Source organism: Lysinibacillus sp. FSL L8-0312, from assembly GCF_038003285.1.
Lineage (GTDB): Bacteria > Bacillota > Bacilli > Bacillales_A > Planococcaceae > Lysinibacillus > Lysinibacillus fusiformis_D.
Window position 1 is genome coordinate 286,511 of record NZ_JBBOOV010000001.1, and the last position, 21,085, is coordinate 307,595.

At 37.7% G+C, this 21,085-nt stretch carries 22 protein-coding genes; 17 read left to right on the forward strand and 5 right to left on the reverse strand.

Annotated features, from left to right (window positions below):
- Positions 1 to 319 precede the first annotated feature (319 nt).
- Positions 320 to 703, reverse strand: coding sequence for a hypothetical protein (locus MHI22_RS01395; RefSeq protein WP_036126554.1), 384 nt, complete (start codon positions 701 to 703; stop codon positions 320 to 322).
- 215 nt (positions 704 to 918) lie between these two features.
- On the opposite strand from MHI22_RS01395, the gene MHI22_RS01400 reads away from it, so the two are divergent.
- Positions 919 to 1,542, forward strand: coding sequence for a LysE family translocator (locus tag MHI22_RS01400; protein ID WP_036126556.1), 624 nt, complete (start codon positions 919 to 921; stop codon positions 1,540 to 1,542).
- An 11-nt stretch (positions 1,543 to 1,553) separates the two neighbouring features.
- Positions 1,554 to 2,345 carry a DUF1835 domain-containing protein gene (locus MHI22_RS01405; RefSeq protein WP_340810852.1) on the forward strand — a complete coding sequence of 264 codons (792 nt, stop codon included), beginning with the start codon at positions 1,554 to 1,556 and terminating at the stop codon, positions 2,343 to 2,345.
- A gap of 132 nt (positions 2,346 to 2,477) precedes the next feature.
- On the opposite strand, the gene MHI22_RS01410 is transcribed toward MHI22_RS01405, so the two are convergent.
- Positions 2,478 to 3,062, reverse strand: coding sequence for a DUF5412 family protein (locus MHI22_RS01410; protein ID WP_089932497.1), 585 nt, complete (start codon positions 3,060 to 3,062; stop codon positions 2,478 to 2,480).
- 167 nt (positions 3,063 to 3,229) lie between these two features.
- The gene (locus MHI22_RS01415; protein ID WP_089932495.1) at positions 3,230 to 4,111 is read right to left on the reverse strand and encodes a LysR family transcriptional regulator; all 882 of its coding nucleotides are present in this window, start codon (positions 4,109 to 4,111) and stop codon (positions 3,230 to 3,232) included.
- 283 nt (positions 4,112 to 4,394) lie between these two features.
- Between MHI22_RS01415 and MHI22_RS01420 the strand changes: the two genes are divergently transcribed.
- A complete protein-coding gene (locus MHI22_RS01420) occupies positions 4,395 to 5,147 on the forward strand; it encodes an alpha/beta hydrolase (RefSeq protein ID WP_036129148.1) in 753 nt (250 codons plus the stop codon).
- A 185-nt stretch (positions 5,148 to 5,332) separates the two neighbouring features.
- A complete protein-coding gene (gene brnQ, locus MHI22_RS01425; RefSeq protein WP_340808779.1) occupies positions 5,333 to 6,673 on the forward strand; it encodes a branched-chain amino acid transport system II carrier protein in 1,341 nt (446 codons plus the stop codon).
- Between the two features lie 49 nt (positions 6,674 to 6,722).
- On the opposite strand, the gene MHI22_RS01430 is transcribed toward brnQ, so the two are convergent.
- Positions 6,723 to 7,481 carry an SDR family oxidoreductase gene (locus MHI22_RS01430; protein WP_058844711.1) on the reverse strand — a complete coding sequence of 253 codons (759 nt, stop codon included), beginning with the start codon at positions 7,479 to 7,481 and terminating at the stop codon, positions 6,723 to 6,725.
- A 153-nt stretch (positions 7,482 to 7,634) separates the two neighbouring features.
- Between MHI22_RS01430 and MHI22_RS01435 the strand changes: the two genes are divergently transcribed.
- The 12 genes from MHI22_RS01435 to MHI22_RS01490 all read left to right on the forward strand — a co-directional run bounded on the left by MHI22_RS01435 (position 7,635) and on the right by MHI22_RS01490 (position 18,342).
- Positions 7,635 to 8,216 (forward strand): TetR/AcrR family transcriptional regulator, encoded by a 582-nt coding sequence (locus tag MHI22_RS01435; protein WP_036129161.1) that lies wholly within the window; start codon positions 7,635 to 7,637, stop codon positions 8,214 to 8,216.
- A gap of 572 nt (positions 8,217 to 8,788) precedes the next feature.
- A complete protein-coding gene (locus MHI22_RS01440) occupies positions 8,789 to 9,103 on the forward strand; it encodes a PadR family transcriptional regulator (RefSeq protein WP_036129164.1) in 315 nt (104 codons plus the stop codon).
- A gap of 1 nt (position 9,104) precedes the next feature.
- The gene (locus MHI22_RS01445) at positions 9,105 to 9,641 is read left to right on the forward strand and encodes a DUF2812 domain-containing protein (RefSeq protein WP_340810855.1); all 537 of its coding nucleotides are present in this window, start codon (positions 9,105 to 9,107) and stop codon (positions 9,639 to 9,641) included.
- 103 nt (positions 9,642 to 9,744) lie between these two features.
- A complete protein-coding gene (locus MHI22_RS01450; RefSeq protein ID WP_340808782.1) occupies positions 9,745 to 10,248 on the forward strand; it encodes a DUF2812 domain-containing protein in 504 nt (167 codons plus the stop codon).
- Positions 10,249 to 10,261: 13 nt separating this feature from the next.
- Complete coding sequence (locus tag MHI22_RS01455; protein ID WP_141903045.1) at positions 10,262 to 11,167, forward strand: ATP-binding cassette domain-containing protein; 906 nt, start codon at positions 10,262 to 10,264, stop codon at positions 11,165 to 11,167.
- A gap of 7 nt (positions 11,168 to 11,174) precedes the next feature.
- Positions 11,175 to 12,395 carry an ABC transporter permease gene (locus MHI22_RS01460; protein WP_257982914.1) on the forward strand — a complete coding sequence of 407 codons (1,221 nt, stop codon included), beginning with the start codon at positions 11,175 to 11,177 and terminating at the stop codon, positions 12,393 to 12,395.
- 144 nt (positions 12,396 to 12,539) lie between these two features.
- The gene (locus tag MHI22_RS01465) at positions 12,540 to 12,797 is read left to right on the forward strand and encodes a hypothetical protein (protein ID WP_058844714.1); all 258 of its coding nucleotides are present in this window, start codon (positions 12,540 to 12,542) and stop codon (positions 12,795 to 12,797) included.
- A 67-nt stretch (positions 12,798 to 12,864) separates the two neighbouring features.
- Positions 12,865 to 14,034 carry a toxic anion resistance protein gene (locus tag MHI22_RS01470; RefSeq protein ID WP_058844715.1) on the forward strand — a complete coding sequence of 390 codons (1,170 nt, stop codon included), beginning with the start codon at positions 12,865 to 12,867 and terminating at the stop codon, positions 14,032 to 14,034.
- A gap of 232 nt (positions 14,035 to 14,266) precedes the next feature.
- The gene (locus MHI22_RS01475) at positions 14,267 to 14,803 is read left to right on the forward strand and encodes a hypothetical protein (protein WP_036129188.1); all 537 of its coding nucleotides are present in this window, start codon (positions 14,267 to 14,269) and stop codon (positions 14,801 to 14,803) included.
- Positions 14,804 to 14,938: 135 nt separating this feature from the next.
- Positions 14,939 to 15,847, forward strand: a complete 909-nt coding sequence (gene rarD, locus MHI22_RS01480) for an EamA family transporter RarD (protein ID WP_058844716.1) — start codon at positions 14,939 to 14,941, stop codon at positions 15,845 to 15,847.
- 350 nt (positions 15,848 to 16,197) lie between these two features.
- A complete protein-coding gene (locus MHI22_RS01485) occupies positions 16,198 to 16,392 on the forward strand; it encodes a hypothetical protein (protein ID WP_036129195.1) in 195 nt (64 codons plus the stop codon).
- A gap of 45 nt (positions 16,393 to 16,437) precedes the next feature.
- On the forward strand, positions 16,438 to 18,342 hold the full coding sequence (locus MHI22_RS01490) for an endonuclease MutS2 (protein WP_330493830.1): 1,905 nt from the start codon (positions 16,438 to 16,440) through the stop codon (positions 18,340 to 18,342).
- 38 nt (positions 18,343 to 18,380) lie between these two features.
- Here MHI22_RS01490 and MHI22_RS01495 read toward each other — a convergent pair whose 3' ends face one another.
- Positions 18,381 to 19,631: a helix-turn-helix domain-containing protein gene (locus MHI22_RS01495; RefSeq protein WP_340810858.1), complete on the reverse strand. Its 1,251-nt coding sequence runs from the start codon at positions 19,629 to 19,631 to the stop codon at positions 18,381 to 18,383.
- A gap of 123 nt (positions 19,632 to 19,754) precedes the next feature.
- Between MHI22_RS01495 and MHI22_RS01500 the strand changes: the two genes are divergently transcribed.
- Complete coding sequence (locus MHI22_RS01500; protein ID WP_330493829.1) at positions 19,755 to 21,050, forward strand: MFS transporter; 1,296 nt, start codon at positions 19,755 to 19,757, stop codon at positions 21,048 to 21,050.
- Positions 21,051 to 21,085 lie beyond the last annotated feature (35 nt).

Below are 21,085 nucleotides of genomic sequence, written 5' to 3' on the forward strand. Positions count from 1 at the left end.
TACCACCTACATTGAACATCATGCGACATTCCACTTTTCTCATAACGCTAGAGACTGCGCCTAGTTTGGCCAGGACGTTTTACGAAGTAGGTTCATCAGTCTTCCTTGTACAATGCCTTACAGCCGATGGGCATTGCTCTCTTTTCAAGCAGTGGCTAACTACTAGTCTCCGTTCGTTTTCTCATCATGGAGTTGGTAACTATTGACTAAAGAATGCACTACTTCCTAAAGTCTGTCAAGCTGAATAGTGAAATTACTTGAAAGTTTTGATAAATTAAGAAGGAGAGATTCAAAAATGCTAAAGAGGCAACCTATTCGATTATTTAAACCACCAAATGGCAATGAACAGGGGAAGCATAGCCAAAACAATGACAAAAAAACTCCAAATAACTTGTTTACCTGTTGACATATTTCTTGGTTTAATACTCATTTGTTCATAAAGCTGGTTAATGGCACGTTGCTCTTTCGAATAAAGCATTGCTTGAAATTCTTCGTAATCTTGAATATAGCTGGAGGGGGGACGTGGACTAAAGCGTAAATTTCGAATGGAGTCCGTAATCTCTTGATCGCCCATCCAATAGGTGATCACTGGAGCAAGACCTGCGTTTTGTGCGGCCTTGACGTCAATGTCATGTGATTTCATTTTATAGTAAATCTGTCCATGCTCATCCTCATACTGCGTAACAATATCACTTACTGCCATTAACAATCACCTCTTATGGAAGTTATCTATTTTTTCATGAGTTTCTACTATTATAATGGATTAGGTGAGAAAAGTATCGCATGAACGAGCAGAATTTATGAAATGAAAATTTGTGAAAAATTTTTGATAAAGTCATAAACTTACTTCTAATGAGTACAACGTCATGTAGTATAATGTAAATAGTTTTTTAAAAGAAGTTGAAAGAAGGGAAAGTTTTGGAAATTTCAACGTTATTCGCGTTTTTAGGGGCTGCTATTATTTTAACCATTATGCCAGGGCCAGATAATTTATTTGTACTTGCCCAAAGCATTACACAAGATAAAAAGGCTGGTATTGCTACATCCCTTGGTCTATGTACAGGGCTCCTTGTCCATATTAGTGCAGCAGTACTTGGTATATCGGCGATTATTTATCAATCCACAATCATTTTTTCAATTGTCAAATTTGCAGGAGCAGCCTATCTATTATATTTAGCTTGGCAATCATTTCGAGCCAAAGGAGATCCATTTACCTTACAGCAACAAAATACACAAGCTTATATTACATTATATAAAAAAGGTATTTTAATGAATATTTTAAATCCAAAAGTATCATTATTTTTCTTAGCGTTATTACCACAGTTTGTGAATCCCACACAGGGACATGTTGCGTTTCAAATGCTTATTTTGGGTATAGTATTTTTAGTGCAAGCACTCGTATTATTTTCGTTATTTAGTATATTTGCAGGGAAAGTCAGAAAACTCATTATTGGTCAACCTGCAATTGCCAAGCGATTAAATGTGATTCAAGGTATCCTCTTCACATTTATCGGGATACAAATTGCCATCAGCAAACAGTAGGAGGAATGGTCATGGCTATTTTACATATTACCTTTAGCTTAGCAACGCAGGGCTCCCTGAAGCTTGCAATTCGTCAGCATCATTTGCAGCGTAATGAAACGGTTTTAAGTGTCCATGATGATTTCTCAATTGGGCCACTTCAACACTTAGAAGAACGTAAAACTTGGTTAAACACTCATATTTTTAAGGATAATGAAGATCAGCAATTGTATGATGATATGTATGAGAACTGGATGAAAAAAATCGCAAGTTTACCTTGTGATTTGGATGTATGGATTTGGTATAGTCAAAACACACACGAACAAATTGGCCTGCGCTATGTGATGAGTGAGTTGATTCATAAATGTAGTATGGTTTATGGAATTGATACAACTGAGGGTCTGAAACGATTGCAGCCTAATATGAGTATTCGTCATACAGGGGAACTTTCCTCCAATATGCTCATGAAGCTTCGCCCTGAGGCCAAACGATTTTCTGTTCAAGCATGCCAACAACTCGCGAAGGAATGGGAAGATATCAAAAAACAGCCAAGTACGTTGCGATTGTGGAAAAATGAGCTAGTGCATGTAGAGGAAGATGCGCTGGATACACTCATTATGGCTAGTGCAAAAGAGTTGCAGATCCAGTACAAGGAAGAATGGCTGATGCCTACACATATTTTGGCTCAAACATTTGGGGCAATTGATCATTATGTCGGGGATGAATTTGTAGAGTATCGCTTAAGAACCCTCGTCGAGCAAGGATTGTTTGAGATTCAAGGTGATATAACGGACATCTTTTCATATCAGGTTAAAGTACGTTAGCATATGGAAAATAACAACACAACTAAATGAACGAGCAATAAAAAAGATCAGGAGCGCAAAGCCTGATCTTTTCTATTGCTCCAAATTCATGAAGCAGTTGTTCTATGCATAACAGGATATTTAAGTCTCTATCTAGTTATACGAAGTGCTTTCATGTTGATAGCACGTTACATATTCATCTTTCATTAACAAACTTTGACAAGCCAAACCATTTTCGTGATAAATCTCTTTATCCACATTTAATTCTATACTTCTATTTGAATTTGTATACTTAGACTCATGATTAACAATAGATAATTTAACCTCGTCTAGCCATTCCATTGAAAATTGACTTTTTGCAGCTGCATAATAGATGGTTTTGATTGTATGATTCTCGTTATTTGAAATTTCTACCCATACATTGACACTACTACTTGGACCTGCACCACCATAGGGTTCATAATAAGCGTTCGCTGTGTATTTTCCAGAAGGGGATGATACAGATTCGGGTCCTTTTTGCATCAGTTTTTTATCTATAGTTCTAAATGTAAAAAAGTATTGGATAGATATAAATAGGCCAAAAAACAGGACTAAACCCGCCACAAATGCTGTTAATGTTTTTTTAGGGAAATGATTCCGCTTAAAAAAGAAAATGATTAATTTGCTAACAAAAATGAAAAATAATAGCAATGTAAATAAAAATACAAAGAAGCCAATCGTGTTAAGGTATAAATGCAAATTATTACCTCCTTAGTATGATGAACAGGTTAATAGATTGTATAGTTGTAATTAGAAATTTAACATGTTTTTCTACAGTTATCGTTAAAAATCTTTATGTTCAAACCAAAAATCAAAATAAAGCGAGTAACATTGACACCGAGGTGATGTTGTTACTCGCTCTTTTTCTATTTTTTTTCATAAAAATCGAAGACAAACTGTTTAAATTGGCGTGCAGAGGGGGGAAGATAGCGATTGTCAATCCAAGCCATGCCGATAATTCGTTCACATACCATATCCTCAACATGGATTTTAACGATTTTCTTCGGATTTAAATCCTCATCATCTGGAAGTAAGGAAACGCCCAGCCCCGCACCTACAAAACCAGCAATGGTCGATACTTCGTCCCCTTCATAAGAAATTTTAGGCTTTATGCCAGCAGCATTTAACAATCGATCAGCAGAGCGGCGCAGTGCATAGCCCTTTTTCATGAGCACAAAGTTTTCATGCTCCAGCTCTTTCATTTTAATGCTTTTACGATGTGCAAGCGGATGATCAATCGGTACCATAATAAAAAGCTCATCTCGCCATAATTCCTTCCAACATACTGGCGGCTCTGTATCAATGGCTGCCAATAAGCAAAGATCTAATTCACCAGCCAATAATTGTTTTAATTGTGAGTGAGAGTAGTTTTGCGTGAAATGAAAACGAATATGGGGGTGTTTCTGACGAAAAGCACGAATCAAGTCTGGTACGATACTCGTTCCAAGCGTATGTAAAAAACCGAGTGATACATCGCCGAGCTCTGGATTATTAAGCTCTTGTAATTCTAAAACAGCCTTTTCATATTCTTTGCGCATTCGCAGTACACGATATAAAAACAGTTCACCATATCGGTTAAGCATAATTGAGCGCCCTTGTCTGTCGAAAAGCGGTACACCTAATTCTTCTTCCAGCTTTGAAATAGAACGACTAAGTGCTGGTTGTGAAATCGCTAATGCTTCAGCAGCTCGTGTCATATGCTCTAACTTTGCCACGGTTACAAAATATTCTAATTGTTGCCACTCCATTTTTTCACCTCTTTTCTCGTTATTTTTAAGTTATCTGCATTATAACGGGAAACAGAGTGGAAGTATAGGTTGCAAATTATTTTTAAAAGGACGTTGCATTTTATTAGCAGAATGGAAAAGTTAAGTAGCAAAAGTGTGATAGCACAGCGGTTAAGTTGACATCATTCATGCATGGTACACATTGATTTGATAAAAACTATAAATTATACATTATGAATAAAGGGTGGTAAGATAGACACATAAAATACACAATTATAAATTTCCGTGAAGGGGATATCATAAAATGAAGTTAACTAAGCCACAACCTCTAACTATTGAGGGAGGCAAAAAAGCCGTACTATTACTGCATGGATTCACAGGTAGCACAAAAGATGTGAAAAAACTAGGAGAATTTTTATCTCAACGAGGTTATACCGTTCATGCACCAATTTATAGTGGGCATGGTGTAGAACCAGAAGCATTATTAGAAACAAAACCAGAGGACTGGTGGAACGATGTAGTGGAAGGTTATAACTTCCTCCAAGAGAATGGCTATGAAGAAATCGCTGTTGTTGGGATTTCACTTGGTGGCGTCTTCTCATTAAAAGTAGCAGAGACGTTTCCAGTGAAAGCGTGTGTAGCGATGTGTGCACCAATTACACGTGATAATTCAAAAGGCTTATTTACACGTTTGTACCATTATGCTCGTTTATATAAACACTTTGAAAATAAATCAAAAGATCAAATCATTTCAGAATTACATGAATTACGCATTACACCAAAAGATTCTTTGGATGGCGTAACACGTTTAACAACTGAAACTCGTGAAGAATTATCAACGATCAAAGCACCTACACTTGTGTTACAAGGTTCACTAGATGATGACCTATACCAAGAAAGCGCACCTTTCATTTTAAATACAGTAGAAACAGATGACAAAGAAATCATTTGGTATGAAAATTCTGGTCACATTATTACATTAGATAAAGAACGTGATAAAGTGTATGAAGATGTTTATAAATTTTTAGATCATATTGAATGGTCAGTTGCAAACTAAGGAGGGGCTGTCAGCAGGCAGCTCTTTTTTTGTTCAATCAACTGAACTTTGTAGCATTCATCTAGATAAACGAAAAAACTATTGTAATTATAATAAATGCTTGATAACATGATGAAATTATAGTGAAAAATCATTCGATTAAAATAATTTGCTATGGTCTAAAACTTCTAAGGAGCACATCAATTATGCAACAAAAAATACCTTTTTCAACCTATGCAGTCATCGGAACAATGTTATTTGGACTGTATTTTGGAGCAGGGAACCTCATTTTTCCTATTCAAATGGGCCAATTTGCTGGAACTAATTTTTGGTTTGGGTTAATCGGATTTTTAGTTACTGCCATCGGGCTACCATTCCTCGGAATTTTAGCGATTGGTTTATCAGGTAGTAATGGTTTACGTGATTTAGCGAACCGTGTTCATCCTATATTTGGCATTGTTTTTTCATTGGCACTGTATTTAACAATCGGTCCGTTTTTTGCCATTCCACGTACAGCAACCGTACCATTTGTTGTAGGCTTTGAGCCATACATTCAACCACAACATGCAACGCTGCTACTAGCAGTATTTAGCTTTGTATTTTTTGCCGTTGTCTATTATTTCTCTTTAAATCCAGCAAAAATTATGGATTACATCGGTAAATATTTAACGCCTGCTTTTTTAGTCGTCTTATTTATTATAATTATCACAAGCATCATCAAACCAATGGGTGATTTCCAGCAGCCAGTCGGTGATTATTTGGATGCTGCTTTTATGACGGGCTTTAAAGAGGGCTATAATACGATGGATGCCCTAGCATCGCTGGCATTCGGGATTGTTGTTATCAATGCTATTAAAAGTGCAGGAATTACAGATCGCAAGGAAATAGCCAAGGCTACATGGACATCGGGTATTTTTGCGATGGCTTTAATGACACTTATTTACGGCTTAATTACGTATATGGGAGCTTCTAGTATTGATGCTGTTGGTACTTTTGACAATGGTGGTTTAATTTTTGCCGCAGTAGCAGATCACTATTTTGGCTCTTTTGGGGCCATTTTATTGGCGCTTATTATTGTCCTCGCTTGTTTAAAGACAAGTATAGGGTTAATTACGTCCTGTAGTGAATTTTTCCACGAAGTGTTTCCAAAAATCAGCTATAAATGGTTTGTGTTTTTACTTTGTCTTGTGTCCTTTACGATTGCAAACTTCGGCTTAAACAATATCATCCAATTTGCGATCCCTGTTTTAATGTTCTTATATCCACTAGCCATTGTATTAATTTTGCTTGCTCTTTGCTCATCCTTCTTTAAGAATAAGCAAACAGTTTATGCCATTGCGATGATTTTTACATTTTTCATCAGTTTAATTGATGGCTATAAAGCCTTGGTGGAAAGTGTGCCAGGAGCGAAATTAGGCGTTTTGGACGCAGTGGAGAAGCTGTATTCAACGATCCTTCCTTTTTATGACATCGGATTAGGTTGGATACTACCAGCTCTTGTAGGAGCAGTGATTGGGAGCTTGTTCCCGTCTAGAAAAGTCATATAAATGAATAACCACGCACAGACATGATTCACTGTGCGTGGTTTTTTATGGCTTAATAAGCTGTCCAGCCACCATCCACCGCAATCACTTGTCCATTCACAAAGCTTGCTTCGTCTGAACCAAGGAAAATAGCTAATTGTGCGATTTCTTCTGGTTGACCAGCACGAGGATTAATCGATAGTCCAAGTGATTGGCGTGCAGCACCCGCTTCACTCATACTAGTCATAGAAGAGGCGATATTAGTCATAACTGCTCCTGGTGCAATCCCATTACAACGAATATTTTTATCAGCATACATAAACGCTGTATTTTTTGTTAAACCGACAACGGCATGCTTCGAAGCTGTATAGGCTGCCCCTGCGCGTGCCCCGTATAAGCCACCAGCAGAAATATTATTCACAAAGACACCATGCCCTTGCGCAAGGAAAATTTCTGTAGCCATACGCATAGAGCGCATAACGGCTGTAGTATTCACGGCGAATACTCGATCCCAACGTTCATCAGAAATTTCACCAACTGGCTCCATCCCATCCATAATGCCCGCATTGTTCACTAAAATATCTAATTGACCGTAGTTCGTGTTCGTTTCGTCAAATAAACGTTGTAAGTCTTCTGTTGATGCGACATTTGTTTGAATGGCAAATGCTGTACCCCCAGCTGCTTGAATACCGTCCACAACTGCTTGGGCACCTTCTAAATTTAAGTCTGAAACGACAACCTTAGCGCCCTCTTTTGCATATCCTTCAGCAATGGCTTTCCCCATGCCTGAAGCTGCACCTGTCACAATGGCTACTTTACCTTCTAATCTCATCTCAAAGACCTCCTCATGTATGTCGATAGTTATTGAACATCTGTTCATTAAAATCATATAATAAATATGAAAGCGATTTCAATATGCAAATTATCATGATGTGTTGAGTATTCAACACTTTTGGAAAAACTGTTGAATAAGGAGCTGAAAAAATTGCGTACGACAGATTTACGGATTATTAAAACGAAACAAGCCCTGCACAACGCCTTATTGACCTTGCTCAGCCAAAAGCCATTGGAGCAAATATCGATTGCAGAAATTTGTAGAGAGGCGAAGATTAATCGAGGAACATTCTATTTACATTACGAGCAAAAAGAGGGGCTCTTTGAAGAATACTTTCAGGAAATTATGGAGGATTTATATCAATCCTATGAAGAACCCTACCGTGCCGTCCCAACCTTAGACACCCATCAACTCGATCCAACAACCATTCGGATTTTTCATCATATTGAACGCTTTAAAATGTTTTATCGTATCGTATTTTCTAAAAATGTCCCGTTGACCTACTATTACATGCTATTTGACGGTATTTATTCACTGTTAAAGCGAGACATTACTACTCACCATGAACATCAAATAGCGGACCATATTTCGATCGACTATTATAGTGCCTATCAAGCAAACGCCATCATCGGACTCATCATCCAATGGTATCGCGGCGATTTTAGCGACAGTGTAACAGTTCTAAACCAGCAACTAGCTTCGATTTTAAAAAATGTCCGGAGTGAAGGGTAGAGAGACAAGCGTAGGATAGAACCCGAAAAGAGATGGATAGCCTGTTGAAAGTGGAGGATAGGAAAGGAAAAGCGGTGGATAGAACGCTCGAAGTGAAGGATAGGGAGAGAAGCGAAGGATAGCCTGTTAAAAGTGGAGGATAGGAAAGGAAAAGCGGTGGATAGAATGCTAAATAATGAAGGATAGGGAGAGAAGTGTAGGATAAAACCGGAAAAGCAGAGGATACTCTGCTCAAAACGAAGGATAGCTTATCTCTTTCAAAGTGATAAAGCGATGGGCTACTAGCAACGTAGCCCATCGCTTATTTGAATTATGGAATTGGAGCAGGTTTCAGAGCGACAACGATTGTCACAAGGATGATGAGCTGTATAGCCCTTTTCACTTATCAATTGTAGAGCAGCTTCGATAATTCGTTGTGCAGTTCCTTTCGTGCAAGTAATTACTTACATGCTAACGAAGTATATTTTTATTTGCAACATAATGGAAGAGCATTGACAACTATATCGACTGCTGATATATTTTAATTATATCGACTGACGATATATTGATGGGCGATATAAGGGGGGATTTAGATGACACAGGAACATCCGCCATTAACAGAGGGCGTTTATTATATTTTATTAGCATTATACGAGGCTAGGCATGGCTATGGCATTATGCAATTAGTGGAGGAAATGAGCAATGGGCGAGTGCGTTTAGGCGCAGGTACCATTTATGGTGCGATTAAAACATTGCTAGAACGAGGCTGGATAGAGGCGCTTGATGAAGATGGGCGAAAGAAAGAATATATCATTACCGCTACTGGAAAAACGGTCATTGAATATGAAATTTTGAGATTAAGGGAACTTTTTGACAATGGTATCCGTATAACGAAAGGAGTTGAATAATATGCATAAATATCGCTTGATGATTAATCCCTATGCAATAGAGAAGTGGGTTAATGACATGGCTTGTCAGGGCTGGCATTTAAAAAAATTCACATGGATTCGGTTTACGTTTGAACGAGGAGAACCAGGTCGCTATATTTATCGCCACGATGAATTGGAGCGATTTGGCAGTCACTATGAAGAGGACTACCTGGAATTTCTTCAATCCTCTGGCATTGAACAGGTTGATCGCTCTGGCAATTTTGTGTTTTTTAGAAAAGTAGCACAGGAAGGTCCATTTGAGCTCTATACAGATAAAAAAACCAAAATTGGCAACTTGTCAAAAAAGATGACACTGTTATTTTCCCTTATTCTACTAAATTTGTTCATTGGTATCATCGGTTTAATGGGCGATTTTTCGGAGCAAATGACTGACTGGGTTGGTTTCACATTGAATACGTTGAATCTAGTTGTTGTCGTATTATTCTCTCTCCCACTCTATAAGCTTATGCGTGTACGTAATCGATTAAAGAGAGAATTAAATGTATTTTCAGATTAACAAGCGAGCATTATTTTCCGGGAAATCAGAAAATAATGAAAATTTAAGCATGACTTCATAGTAGAGGTGAGATTAGATGAAAAAAAGGATGTATCGTTTTTTTATGGATTACGAAAAGGAAGAACGATGGGTCAATAATATGGCGGATCGGGGGTGGAATTTAAAAAAAGCAGTGGCAGGTTACTTTGTATTTGAAAAAGGCACACCAGAACTATATATTTATCGAAATGAATTTGTGAGTAGAAAATCAAAGGATTATTTTGAGTTTCTAGAAGCAATGAATATCGAGTGTGTGTCCAAATTTGGTGGATGGGCCTATTATCGAAAACTAAAATCAGAGGGACCCTTTGAAATATTTACAGATACCACTTCTAAATTTAACTATATAAAATCAATGAATCGCTTTTTTATACTCGTGTTACTGTTAAATTTAATGACTGGTATTTATAATATAGCGCTAGGTTTATGGGAATCTGCTGCAGGACTAGTGAATACTAGTGTAGGATGCATGAGCTTGATCGTAGCCTTACTGCTGGTCATTCCTATTGTGAAAAATGAAAACCGCAAAAAGGGCTTAAAACAAGACTTACATATATTTGAAGGATAAGGAGGATGACAACATGACATTACAGTTACAGCGTGTTACAAAGAAGTACAAGGATTTTACAGCTGTGGATGATTTGAATTTTACCATTGAAAAAGGTGAAATTTTTGGTCTGATTGGACAAAACGGTGCAGGGAAGACAACGACATTCCGAATGATTTTAGATTTACAGGAAACGACGGCGGGTACAATTACTTGGAGTGGTCAGCCAGTCAATGCCATTAACCGAGATATCCTTGGCTATTTACCCGAGGAGCGGGGTATTTTCCCAACGATGAAGGTAGAGGAGCAGTTGTACTTTTTTGGTGAGCTACGTGGTATGAAAAAAGCAGCGCTAAAAAAAGAAATAGATTTTTGGATTCAACGCTTTGAACTGGAAGAAAAACGTAAAGATAAGGCAGAAACATTATCAAAGGGGAACCAGCAAAAGGTTCAGCTCATTGCAAGCTTTATCCATAAACCAGCGTTTTTAATTTTAGATGAACCATTTAGTGGACTAGATCCCGTTAATAAAGATTTACTGAAGGATGCGATTTTACTATTAAAAGAGCAGGGTACGACCATTTTATTCTCCAGTCACCAAATGGATAATGTCGAGGAGCTTTGTGATCATTTGTGCTTATTAAAACGAGGTGTCTCTTTATTTTCTGGAAGCTTACTAGATTTAAAGAAACAATATGGCAAAACAAAGCTTGCAGTTCGTACGGATTGGTCGACGACACAGCTATTGGCACTAGAAGGCGTCAAGGATGTGCGTGTAGAGAAGGAGCAAACGGTTCTTACATTAGCAGACGAAAGCTTTGCCCAAAGTATTTTTGAGCAGCTGTCCAATGGGAAATATATTGAAAAATTCAGCTTGGATTATTTATCGTTAGATGAAATCTTTAAAGACAAGGTAGGTGGCCATGTTGTCGAAGTTTAGTTTACTAATGAAGCAATTATATAAATCTAAAATCAAGTCCAAATCGTTTATCTTAATGACCTGTTTATATGTCCTTGTCATGTCTGTAGCTGTATTCTGGTCAGAAATTAAAGAGCTATTTACGGGTGATGATGAAGCACAGCAAATCGCCATTATTAATGAAACTTCTGCAGATTTAAGTGGAATCTTTGTCTCCAATGGGGATATGGCCTTTATTCAGGATGAACAGGATGTTTCAAAACTTGAAAAAAAAGTAAAGGATGGTAAGCTTGATGCGATTGTGACGATTAACGATCAAGATGGTCAGCTACAAGCAGAAATAGCGACGTTCACACCATTGAAATTGAACGATCAATCCACATTGTCATCCTTATTGCAGTATGCTGGTCAGCATTATGCCGTACAGCAATTATCGTTATCACCTGAGCAAGCAGCACAAATTATGGCAGCTCAAACAACGATTTCAACGAAAAACTTAAATGAGGAATCAGCAGGTGGGAAAAGTGAGGAAGAAAAACAATCAGGGTTAGTTGTTTCCTATGCTGTCGGCATTTTAATCTATTTCTTCATTTCTACATTCCTATCGATGATTACGACTGAAATTGCCTCTGAAAAAGGCTCACGAGCAATGGAAATGCTCCTAGTAAGTGTCAAACCAGCGACACATTTTAAAGCGAAAATTGCTGGTGTATTATTGCTGGCTTTAACACAGATGGGTATTATTGCAGCAGTTTTCCTCATCTATGCGAAATTTATTAAAGGTGGCATGGTATGGGATGCGGCTGCTAGCATTATCAAGGAGTTATCTATTGGCTATGTAATCTATGCTATCGTATTCCTGTTGTTAACGGTCATTCTGTATTTAATCATTGGTGCATTATTTGGTTCATTGGTATCAAAGGTAGAAGAAGCGGGTCAAGTTTTAATGCCAGCGATGATTATTACGATCATTGGCTTCTATGTCATGCTTACAGGCATGGGGAATCCGGATACATTAATCATTAAAATTTTCTCTTATATCCCGTTAACTTCTGGTATGATCATGCCAATGCGAATTGGTGCTACAGATATCGGAGGTATTGTTCCACTATTATCCTTAGGTATTTTAATCGCAACGATTGTTGTCGTGTACCTATTTAGTTTATCGTTCTATAAACGCAGTGTATTGACATATAGCTCTGGCGGTGTCATTCAAAAAATTAAAACGGTATTAAAGGTAACAACATAACACAAGACCAAAAGCAGCTACATGGATGATGTAGCTGTTTTTTTGGTCATTAGATGCCATTGCTAGCAAACAATGCAAAGGAATTTACGGAATCAGTCGAATTTTGTATAGAAAGAAGCTATAATTTAAAAAAGGGGTGAGACTATGTTAACTAAATCAGAGGTGGACGCGCTTCTTGCCCTAAAGCCAAAGTGTCGTTTAACAACACCTGAGGAAAAAGCTCAGTTCTTTCAAAAACTTCAACAGCGATGTCCCATCAATAAAGAAATGGAAGACATTCTCCTTCATCGTGCCCAGATAGAGGTTTTTATTCATAATGCTCACCCTAACCAATATAGCTTACAATATGGGCTTCACCAGAATGACTATAATGTAACAAACTCGTATTTTTTCATACTGTAGGAAATGAAACTTTTTTACATGGTAATCGTAAGTAATTAGTAGAGATAAATTGCAGGGGGTAAAACGTATGTCTGAATTCAACAATGATCTTTTAAAATCCAAGGACCCATTCGCTTCAGAAAATCCTTTATTACAGCCAAATCCACTAGTTCAACAGGCATCTGAGCAAAAGCCGGTACTTGTGTCAGAGCAGGAGTTATCGCAAATTGCACAAAATCAGCTGGTGTTAAAGCAAGATCCTGAGGTTCATGCACTGGCACAAAAAATTGATGTGAAAGATCAAATTGCTATGCTTGAGCTTGGTAAAGAAACAGCAAGTGGCATTTCTACCTTTTCAGATAAAATGCTCGCAACGATGAAAGCCAGTAAGCTGGAAGAGTCGAGTGTGCTATTAAATAATCTTAATAAAATTATGGATAAGTTCGATCCACAAGATTTTGCGGAAGAGAAAAAGGGAGGTTTCATCTCCAAGCTCTTTAATAAAGGGAAAGAGCAATTGGAAAGGTTCTTATCTAAATATGACAGCATGAACAAAGAAGTAGATGTTATTTATCGTGAAATTCAAAAGTATGAAGGTGAAATGAAGCGTAATACCATCGACCTTGAAAATCTGTATGACCAAAATTTAAACTACTTCCAGTCATTAAGTAAATTTGTTGCAGCGATTGAAGTAAAAACAGAAGAGGTTCGCGCATCATTACCTGCACTTGAGCAAAAGGCACAAACAGGTGATCAACTGGCAGCAATGGAATATGAAACAATGCTACGCGCTGTAGAATTATTAGAGCAACGTCGCTATGATTTAGAAATGGCACAGCAAGTATCATTCCAATCAGCACCTCAAATTCGCTTAATGCAGCAGGGGAATAACCATTTAATTGGTAAGATTAACTCTGCCTTTGTAACGACGATTCCCATTTTTAAACAAGGGTTAATTCATGCAGTCACATTGAAACGCCAAAAGCTAATTTCCGATTCGATGGTTGAACTGGACCGTCGTACAAACGAAATGCTTGTTCGCAATGCTGAAAATATTAGTAAAAACAGTGTGAATATTGCACGTCAAGCTGGTAGCCCGAGCATTAAAATCGAAACGATTGAAACAACATGGCAAACGATTATGGCTGGTATTCAAGAAACGAAGCAAATACAAGCAGAAACAGCTAGAAACCGTGAAGAAGGTCGTAAACGAATTGAACGTTTGCAATTGGAATATGAAAAACTGAAAAAAATGTAAGTCTAAAGCTTCCTGCAATCATTTTGCAGGAAGCTTTTTCTATGCCATGTATGACGTGACTCTGTCTCAAATGGAAGTATTACGCCAAGTGAAAATTGTTTTTTGACAAAAAGCAAAATACTGATTATGATAAAATTAAATGAGAATGATTATCAAATGAAAAAGGAAGCGGATAAATGTTACTTCAAGCAATAGGATTACATGAATTGATTCGTGGAGGAGTGAAAAACGAATGCCAAATAAACTAAAGCCCTCTACATTGTCGTATGAGCCTTTTAAAGATGGCACAATTGCTCTCTATACGACAGATAGCTTAATGATCGTTCCGCAAAGCCGCTATTTAGAACTGTTGCATATGGAAGAACTGTACAATACTATGCATACAGATTTAGATAACAAGCAAACTAGTTTAGAACGAGAACGAAAAATGCTAAAAAAACAAAATGCTCAGCTTACAGAGGATTTGCAAAAGGTCAAGCAGCAAAATATGGTGCTACAGAAAAAGGTAACCGAATACAATTGTGTGATAGAGGAGATGAAGGTGCTCCGCCAACAAAATACGGAGCTACTGATTGAATTAAGTAAATATACAGCTATGTCTAGAGAGTCACTGACGGGTCCTTTGAAGTCGATGATTCGAGATATGCGTGAACAAGGGGTTGGAATTAAAGAAATCCATATTCGCATCAAACGCCAGATCAATCCAGATATTAGCTATAGCACCGTGCGAAGATACATTTCCGAGCTAGAATCTGAGCCAAAAGGCTAACAGCTATTGTCAGGCACTTGAAATTTGGCATTTACAGTTGCCACACAAAGTCCTATAATGGGTCTATTCTTTAACTAGTTTAAGAGTATGTGAAGTCGTTCATCGATTTCAATAAGAGTAGGAGCGTTATTGGCCATGTCAAATGAGAAAAAAGGGGTTTTGGCTGCTATTTTAGCCTATGCCTTTTGGGGAGCATTCCCTTTATATTGGAAACTACTTGAACATGTACCAAGTATGGAAATTTTATTATCCCGTGTCATTTGGTCTTTTGTCTTTACGGTACTGGCTGTCATCGTCTTTCGAATGCGGAAGGATCTTGTTGCAGATTTAAAATATTTATGGTCTCATCAAAAGCATTTTTGGCAGCTTGCGGGTGCATCCTTTGTTATTTCAATGAACTGGTATTTGTATATTTGGGCAGTCACACATAACCATTTAATTGAAACAAGCTTAGGCTATTATATTAATCCGCTCTTGTCTGTTATTTTTGGAGTGATTTTCTTTAAAGAATCGCTAAGTCGTGCACAATGGGTAGCGACGGGAATTGCTTTTATTGCGGTAATTATTTTAACGATTAATTATGGCTCTGTGCCATGGGTAGCATTGTTGATCGCGCTATCTTTCGCTATTTACGGTGTACTGAAAAAGAAAATTACACTGGACCCTACAAGGGGATTAGCGATTGAAACATTATTGATTTTACCGTTTGCATTAGGCTATTACATTTATCTGTTTACAACCCATCAAGCCTCATTTTTACATGTCGATGTCAAAACAGACATTTTGATGATCTTCAGTGGGTTAGTCACAGCTGTGCCGCTTATTTTATTTGCGAAGGGCGCACAAAATATTCCTTTATATTTACTAGGCTTTATTCAATATGTGGCGCCAACCATTGTCTTGATTTTAGGCATCGTGCTATACAAAGAGCCGTTTAGTCAAGTAGAGTTCCTCGCATTCAGCATTATTTGGGCGGCTTTACTACTATTCTCAGGGTCTAAAATCATAGAAACAAGGAAGGCCCATCATAAATCCGTTTCGTAAAAGACTTGTAGAGTTTCTACAGGTCTTTTTTGTGATGGAATTATGACGTCCACGATAACAATAATGGAGAAGTAGAAAAAGAGGTGTTTTAAATTGGAGGAACTTTTCCTTTTCAACCTTTACTTCCATGCTAGCATATAGTAAAATGTCAATAATTAGATAACAATGATAATTTAATGCGAGGTGCATGTTTGTGAGTGCGGTAGGTTCTAACTAGGTAAAAATTGAATGAAATAAAGGCTATGACGACAGGGGATATATGTCATGAACACACCCCTTAATTTGTCATGGATTTATTTCAAAAACCTATGTAGATACCTACAATACTTTATGAAGCGTGGCACACATGCTTGGAACTTCAATTAGATGAGGTTTTATTTGTGATGCTAAAAAACTCGCCTTTTAAAGATGAAGCTGTGGGGAATCCTCACAGCTTTTTTATGTTGCTGTACCCATATGCTTTTGTGCCGAAAGTGAAGCGTCCATTACTTAGAGACGCAATTGCTATGTTTAAAAAACCATCATTGCTATCTAATATTGGGTAGGTATCTTCATGTATGATAAAACATTACAATGAGGAGCATAAACAAATGAATAGTACGACTCTTGATAAATTACAATATGATGAATTAAAAGATATCGTTAAATCCTACTGTGTTAGCGGATTAGGAAAACAACTTTTAGATAAATTAATGCCCAGCTCAAGCTTAAAGGTAGTCAAAACGCGCTTGAATGAAACAACAGAGGCTCGTGCGATTTTAGATGCAGAGGGTCATGTACCCTTTTTAGGGGTATCGAATATAGAGCATTTGATGACGAAGCTTGAAAAGGGCATGATTTTAGATCCAAGTGAGCTAGTCAGTATGTCAGACTTTTTACGAGGCTGTCGTAACATCAAAAAATTCATGCTGGATAAGGAATTTTTTGCACCAGTTCTTTCATCTTATGCCCATTCCATGGCTGAATTTAAAAGCGTTGAAGAAGAAATTAATTTTGCAATCAAAGCCAATCGTGTGGATTCGGCTGCTAGTCGCGAATTAAAGCGTATTCGCCATCATATGGAGACGACAGAGGAAAAAATGAAAGAACGCTTAACGAAATTTTTGAATAACAGTGCCAATAAAACATACATTCAGGAGTTTTTTATTAGTCAAAAAGATGATCGTTATACGATTCCGATAAAGGCTTCTTATAAAAACCATGTACAGGGGACAGTGGTGGAAATTTCCTCAAAAGGGGCAACCGTTTTTATGGAGCCGAGTGTAGTGGCTAAATTAAATGTAGAATTGGCGACCTTAAAAGCCGAGGAAGCGGTAGAGGAGTATCAAATTTTAGCAACTTTATCTGGGCTTTTAATGGAACATCTACAAGCCATCCATATTAACATGGAGTTAATTAGCCAGTATGATATGGTCTTTGCCAAGGCAAAGTTCAGTAGACAAATTGGTGGTATGGAGCCACGTATTAATGATTATGGCTTTATCCAATTAATCAATGGCAAGCATCCTTTACTACCAGGAAATGCAGTACCTCTACAGTTTTCTATCGCGAGGGACTACCGTAGCTTAATTATCACAGGACCAAATGCTGGAGGGAAAACGGTCGTGTTGAAAACAATTGGTCTCTTAACATTAGCTACGATGTCAGGCTTTCATATCGTGGCGGATAAAGGAACTGAAATGGCGATATTTGATCATATCTTTGTTGATATTGGCGACAATCAAAGTATAGAAAATGCCTTAAGTACGTTTTCGTCCCATATGAAAAATCTGTCCGACATTATGAGCGCAGCAAATAATCATACACTTTTACTGTTCGATGAAATAGGCAGTGGAACAGAACCAAATGAAGGAGCTGCACTGGCAATTGCAATGCTAGAGGAATTTTACCAGATGGGCTGTATCACCGTAGCGACAACACATTATGGCGAAATTAAACGATTTTCAGAGATGCATCCTGATTTTATGAATGCGGCAATGCGCTTTAATAGTGAAACACTAGAGCCTTTGTATCAATTACTAATTGGCACGTCTGGAGAGAGTAATGCCCTATGGATTTCTAAAAAAATGAATGTCCGTGAAACGGTTTTACAAAGGGCAAAGGATTATTTGAATAATAAGGATTATCAGCTAATGCTTGTTCAAGACAGCAAAATTCGTAAGCCACAAGCAGAGAAAACGAGCATGGGGGCGACATATGCCTTTGCCAAAGGCGACCGTGTAAAATTATTGGATTATGATGATGTAGGCATTGTATACGAAGAAATGAATCCATACAATAATGTCAGCGTATTCTATAAGAGGCAAATGCTAGAGGTGCATGTCAAACGACTTACCTTGGAATTACCAGCAGAGGAGCTATATCCTGAGGGGTATGATCTCGAAACATTATTTGTAGACTATCATGAACGTAAGCTTCAGCATGATATCCAAAGAGGCTCCAAAAAGGCGTTGCGTAAAATCCATAAACAAATGAAGAACGATCGTCAGCAGTAAAAATAAGGGATTGCACGAGGCTGTGCAATCCCTTTATTTTAGGATATGGAATCAATTTGTGCCTTAATCGTCCGATAGACTTCCTCAATTTTGTGTTTATAGGGTAAATCAACTAATTCCAGTGAATCCGTGTAGGCCATTTTCGCAATGTCATAGGCTGTTGTCAGCTCCCCAAAATGGGCATAGCAAAGGGCTTTATAGGAAAAGCACTCATTTAAAGCTAGGATGTCATACGGATGGCTAATAAAGATCGGTTTTTTTGTAAAGTGTTCAAATGCGGCCTTCGCTTCCTCATAATGACCAAGTAAATAGAAGGACTTTCCTTTTTCAGCATAATAATAGTTTGCATCCAAAATTTCAAAATCTTCATGTATGAGCTCATTAAAACGCTCTATTTCTATCAGAGCCTGCTCATAATTAAGTTTGTAATTATTATAATAATGTGCTCGTAAAATAAAAATTAAAGCATCTACTTGAACACGTTCGGCAAATGCCCGATACTGTTCCAACTTCATAAACATATGCTCCGCTTGTTCAAAGTCATGGTCAATCATGGCACAATACGCACCAATACGATACATATCATCAATTTTATAGAACAGTTGGTTTTTATGTGCGTTGGCAATTGTCTCGTTTATTAACTTTTTCCCTTCCTCATGCTCCCCAATGGCAAGCTGTAAAACGCTTGAATAATAAGTCATTAACAGGGCATCCCGTGAATCAAGCTGATAGTCCTCTTGTTCAATGATTTCTTTTGCCTGTAAAATACAGCTATAAGCCAATTTATATTGCCGTTTTTCAGCGAAAATGGTCATTTGTAGAACGAAGGTTTTAAACCAATGGCTCAGTAAATTAATTTCTTTAAAGATGATACGTGCTTGTTGAAGTGGGGATTCCCATGTCGTTAATCCCGCTTCATACTGTGCATCAGTGTAAATATACAATAAACGGCCTGCTTCATAACTAAGCGGAAGCCCCTCTATAGACGGCCTAATCAAATCTACAATTTTTTGATGATGGTCTGCATCACCACGTTTTACTTCTGTAAATAAAATTTCAACCTGCTCTAAAAGCTGGCGAATGGAGGATGAGGTTACTTCTTCCAGTAACTCACTAGCCTTTACACCTAAACGCTCAGCAATATAGTCAAGGCTTTCCATTGAAGGCTTGGCCTTATCATTTTCTATTTGACTTAGCATTCCTTTTGTTAGACGATCACCAGCAAGTGCTTCTAATGTTAATTTTTGTTCTTTCCTTAATTTGCGAATGCGTGTGCCTAAAGAGTCCATTGCCTCGCCTCCTTTTGTTTAATTATATTAAACTTTTTATTGCGTGAAAAGGGGAAGTTGTGGTATATTTTGTTTAATATAATTAAACTTTTTAATTTAGTTAAAAAACGGAGGGATTTATGGATGAATGAAGCGGATAAATTAAAGAAGGCGACCTACCATTTATGGACATTCACGGCAAGCAAAATGATTGCCATGCTAGGAGCGAATGTCATGGCGTTTGGCTTCAGCTTGTATATTTTAGCGATGACAGGATCGGCGATGAGCTTTGCAACGAATATGATTTGTTCTGTATTACCACGTGCACTTGTAGCCCCTTTAGCAGGCTATGTTGCGGATAACTTTTCGAAAAAACGAACGATTTTAATCGCACAGGCAGGGACTATTTTGACCGTAGGGGGTTTGCTGCTCTATACAGAAACAGTAGGAATGTCTGTTTATGCCATTTACATAGCTACTGTTTTTAATACGATTTGCTCAGCATTTTCTGGTGTAACGTTCTCATCTGCCATTGCAACGCTAGTCAATCCAGAGCGTTTACAGCGTGCGATGTCCTTTAATCAATTGTCGATGTCTGTGGCTGCGATTGGGGGACCAGTCATCGGTGGTATGATGTATGGATTTTTTAACATGGATGTATTTTTAATGGTCAATATGGTGGCCTATACGATTGCCTTTTGTTTAGAGGCTACGATGGATTTTAATCTTTATAGTACAAGAGGGGCAGATGTGATAAAAGAAAAGATGTGGGATGGACTGAAAAATGGGTTTCATTACATCAAGCAACGTACAGTTATTAAAACCATTATGTGGGTGGCATTATGGATTAATTTGTTCTTTTCTGCTATCGCTGTAGGGGGAACATACATTATTATTGAATTGCTAAAAGTAAAATCCATGCATTTTGGTTTTATTGAGGCTTCAGGAGCAGCGGGTATGCTTGTGGCATCCCTTTATTTCGCAACAAGACCAGAAGTGAAGGTGCCGTTACGCTTTTCGAAAATGAGCTTATTGCTATTGGCTGGAAGTGTTGCCTTAGCAATTATCCCATTACTCACAAGCTTTTCCTATATAGCCATCATCATCTTTTATTTAATCATCTACTTTATTTTCGCAATTTTCGAAATGGGCATTAATATGCCGATTGGGGTGTATATGCAAAAAATTATTTCAGAGGAGTATCGTGGGCGTGTCTTTGGCTTAATGGAGACAATGGCGATGTCCATGATGCCAATTGGTATGGTGGTCTATGGAATGTTATATGATACATTACCAGCAACTATTATTTTACCAGTAACAAGCATCATTATTATTATCCTTTCGCTAGCACTGCTACGTCCATCTATCTTGAAGGAAGCACATCCAGAGTATTATGAAAAAGAAAACTCAAGTGAAAACGTTCCAAATACAACAACATAGCTCGAGGAATTGAAAACCCAAACGATCAAAAACAC